Genomic DNA, 4,258 nt, shown 5'->3' with positions numbered 1-4,258 from the left:
GCCTCGACGCCAACGGCCAGGGCACCACCAACGGCACCCAGGTCAACTCCTGGACCTGCAACAACCAGACCAACCAGAAGTGGACCCGCCGATGAGGCGTCTCGTCGCCTTGGCCGTCACCGCCGCACTGGCGGTGGCCATCCCCGCAACCGCCTCCGCCCACGGCGGCGCGCCCGTCGACGTGCGGGTGGCCGATGAGAGGGCGACCCCGGAAACCCGTTCGCTGTTCGCCTACCTGCGCGCCCAACGTGGCCAGGGCGTGCTGTTCGGGCACCAGCAGACCACCGAGTTCGGCCTCACCTTCCCCACCGCCGACGGCGTCAGCTCCGACGTGGAGGCGGGCGTCGGCGACCACCCCGCCGTCTTCGGCTGGGACATGAGCGACCAGGGCCACGGCTCCTCACCCGGCACACCGGAGGAGAAGTTCGCCAAGTACGTCCAACTGGTCGAAGCAGCCCACCGCATCGGCGGCATCAACACGATCAGCGCCCACATGAACAACTTCGTCACCGGCGGAAACTACGGCGACACCGGAGGCAACGTCGTCGCCCGCATCCTGCCCGGCGGCGACCACAACGCGCAGTTCCGCGCCTACCTCGACCGGGTCGCCCGGCTGGCCCACGCGATCACCGACGACCGCGGCCGGCCGATCCCGGTCATCTTCCGACCCTTCCACGAGAACAGCGGCTCGTGGTTCTGGTGGGGCGCCGCGCACGCCTCGGCTTCGCAGTACGTCGAGCTGTGGCGCTACACCGTGGAGTACCTGCGCGACACCAAGGACGTGCACAACTTCCTCTACGCCTACTCGCCCGGCGGCTCCTACGGTGGCGTCAGCGACGTCTACCTGCGCACCTACCCGGGTGACGACTACGTGGACGTGTTCGGCTACGACAACTACGACGGCAGCAACGGCTCGCGGCAGTGGCTGGACGGCCTGGTCGCCGACCTGGCCATGATCGCGCGGCTCGCGGACGAGAAGGGCAAGGTCTCCGCGGCCACCGAGTACGGCATCAGCGGCGCCCTCAAGCCCAACGGGCAGAACGGCAACACGCACTGGTACACCCAGGTCCTCGACGCCATCGAGGCCGACCCGGACGCCCGCCGGACCGCCTACGCGATGACGTGGACCAACTTCGGCGCCGAGCAGTTCTTCGTGCCCCACCCGGCGACCGGCGACCTGCCCGAGCACGAGCTGCTGCCGGACTTCCGCGCGTTCCACGCCGACCCGTTCTCGGTGTTCGCCGCCGAACTCGACCACGTCCACGACCGCAGGACCAAGGCCGTCCGCCAAGCGCCGTCGGCGCACATCGTGTCCCCGACCGACCGGGAGCGCGTGGTCACGCCGACCACGACGATCCGGGTGAAGGTGAACAACACCAAGGCCCTGCTGGTGTACTACACGGTCGGCAAGTCGGAAACACGACACATGCTCACCTACGACCGTGCCACCGGCTACCACACCGGCACCTGGCGGATCGGTCAGGACAACTTGACCAACACGGTGACCAGGTTGAACGTCCGTGCGCTGGTCATCGGCCGCGCACGACCACTGGACCTGACCAACACCGTCATCCTCGGCGCGAAGCCGCCGCTGCCGCCGGGCGTGGTGGACGACTTCGAGGGCCACCCCGACGACACGGCGCTGCGCGCGGACTACAGCACCTACGGTGCCAACACCATTTCCCTGGCCGCCGACAACGCGGGCAAGGCGCTGAGGCTCGACTACGACTTCACCTTCCAGACCTACACCGGCATCGGCAAGCGCCTGGAGGGCGACTGGTCCGCCTATTCCGGGTTGTCGGTGTGGCTGCGGCCCGACGGCTCCGACCACAGGCTCGTGCTCCAGCTCAACGCCGGCGGCGTCGCCTACGAGGCCTACCCCTCGCTCGCCGGCACCGCGCCAGGGGTCGTCACCATCCCGTTCGCCGACTGGCGCCCCGCGCCGTGGGACACCGCCAACGCCCACCGCCGCATCACGGCGGACGACCTGCGGAACCTGTCGCAGTTCAACGTCTTCGTCAACCAGGCCGACGGTGCGACCACGACGAAGGGCTCCCTCGTCCTGGACGACATCCGCGCAGGGTGAGGTGGTGCGGGGCGGGGTGCACCGGCACCCCGCCCCGCACGCACCGGCGGGCGTTGCCGAGACCGGTCGCCCACGGCGGGTGTACGAAGCAATGTCGTGCGCCTGGGGTTCGCTGAGCAAGCAACTTGTCCGGCAGATGACGGCGAGGTGTTGACTTCGTTTCTTCGATGACTTAACAATCCACCTCTACGCGGGACCGCGGCCGGTCTCGGGCCACGAGAGGAATCGACGATGTTCCTGAAGGCAAGGCGCTTCTCACGGGCGCGCACTGCGGCGGCCGGACTGGCCGCGGTCGCCATGGTGGCGACGGCGTGTGGATCCGGCGCGCAGAGCGACGCGAACAAGGACACCTTGGTCCTGCCTGGCCCGGCCGGTGACTTCCAGGTGAACTTCAACCCGTTCTCCCCGACCTCGTTGGAGGGCGCCGGGACGATCTTCGAGCCGCTGTTCTTCTTCAACAACATCCGCGACGTCGAACCCAGGCCGCGCCTGGGCAAGACGTTCGAGTGGAACGCCGACGGCACCCAGCTCGACATCGAGGTGCGGGACGACGTGAAGTGGACCGACGGCGAGAAGTTCACCGCGCAGGACGTCGTCTTCACCCTCGACATGATCACCAAGAACCAGGCCATCAACGGCACGGGCTACAAGGGCACGGCGACCGCGGTCGACGACACCCACGTGACGGTCAAGTTCCCCGAACCGTCCTACATGGACGGTCCGCAGGTGCTCGGCCGGATCTACATCGTCCCCGAGCACAAGTGGAAGGACTTCGGCACCCCGGCGACCGAGTCGGTCAAGGAGCCGGTCGGCACCGGCCCGTACCAGCTCGAGGAGTTCAAGGCCCAGGCGTTCACGCTCAAGGCGAACACCGGCTACTGGGCCGGTGAACCCGCTGTGAAGAGGATCCGCTACATATCGATGTCGGGCAACCAGGCGACCGTCGACGCGCTGAAGGCCGGCAAGATCGACTGGCAGACCGGCCCGGTGCCTGACATCGCGAACGTCGAGAAGAACTACCCGGGCTACAAGGCCATCACCATCCCGATGAACCAGGTGGCCCTGTTCACCTGCTCGAACGCCGCCCTGGGCTGCCAGGGCCCGCAGACCGACGTGGCCGTCCGCAAGGCCGTCTACTACGGCATGAACCGCACGCAGATCAACGCGCTCGCGTTCGAGAACACCGCGAGCGAGATCTCCCCCGGCGCGGCGCTCCTGGAGCGGGACAAGGGTCAGATCTCCGACAAGCTCAAGGAGAAGACCGCGCCGATGCAGCCCGACACGGCCAAGGCCACGCAGCTGCTGGAGGGCGCCGGGTACACCAAGGGCGGTGACGGCATCTACCAGAAGGACGGCAAGCCGCTGGCCCTGACGCTCAAGGTCGTCGCCGGCTGGACCGACTACATCACCGCCGTGGACACGCTGACCCAGCAGCTCCAGCAGGTGGGCATCAAGATCACCGCGCAGCAGGTCTCCTGGAACGAGTGGTCCGACGCGCGCGGCCGCGGGAACTACGAGCTGCTGATCGACTCGATCTACCAGGGCCCGGCGCCGGACCCGTTCTACAACGCGTCCTACTTCTTCAGCAGCTCGAACACGGCCAAGGTCGGCGAGATCGCCCAGCCGAACTTCGCGCGCTTCTCCAACCCGGACGTCGACGCCGCGCTCACCGCGCTGAAGGGCATCGACCCCGAGGACGACGCCGCCCGGCAGCCGCACCTGGACACCATCCAGACCAGGATCGAGGAGTCGATCCCGTACATCCCGGTCCTGACCGGCGGCACCACCAGCGAGTACAACGCGAAGAAGTTCACCGGCTGGCCCACCAAGGAGGACCTCTACGCGTTCCCGGCCCTCTGGGGGCGCCCGGACGCTTCCGAGATCATCATGAAGCTCAAGCCCGGCGGTCAGTGACCGGGGGACCGTCCGGCACCGCGTCAAGCCGGTCGGTCCAGGTCCGCGGCGGCTCGGTGCGGGTCGCGCAGTGAGGTGGTGGCGGTGAGCGTCACCGCCACCACCTCGGCGGCGGCCACTACGCGTTCGGCGACGCCGCGTGGCCGACAGGTGAAGGGACATTGCCGAAGCCGGTGGCCATTTGGGCGACGGTGTGGGCGCGGATGTCGGGGTGGGGTTCGTTGTCGAGGTGGGTGGCGACGTGTCGGACGTGGTGTT

At 68.2% G+C, this 4,258-nt stretch carries 2 protein-coding genes; both read left to right on the top strand.

Annotated elements, in window-relative coordinates:
• Positions 1-91: 91 nt before the first annotated feature.
• Positions 92-2,086: a glycosyl hydrolase gene (locus AB0K14_RS40795; RefSeq protein WP_360466733.1), complete on the top strand. Its 1,995-nt coding sequence runs from the start codon at positions 92-94 to the stop codon at positions 2,084-2,086.
• Between the two features lie 231 nt (positions 2,087-2,317).
• Complete coding sequence (locus AB0K14_RS40790) at positions 2,318-4,000, top strand: ABC transporter substrate-binding protein (protein WP_360466730.1); 1,683 nt, start codon at positions 2,318-2,320, stop codon at positions 3,998-4,000.
• Positions 4,001-4,258: the final 258 nt, after the last annotated feature.

Source organism: Actinosynnema sp. NPDC050801 (assembly GCF_040673975.1).
Classification (GTDB): Bacteria; Actinomycetota; Actinomycetes; order Mycobacteriales; family Pseudonocardiaceae; genus Actinosynnema.
This window is presented reverse-complemented; position numbering and strand designations above follow the sequence as displayed.

What these genes read in the sequence shown, in the direction of transcription:
- AB0K14_RS40795 (WP_360466733.1), top strand. Translation starts at nt 92, where the DNA reads ATGAGGCGTCTCGTCGCCTTGGCCGTCACCGCCGCACTGGCGGTGGCC.
- AB0K14_RS40790 (WP_360466730.1), top strand. Translation starts at nt 2,318, where the DNA reads ATGTTCCTGAAGGCAAGGCGCTTCTCACGGGCGCGCACTGCGGCGGCC.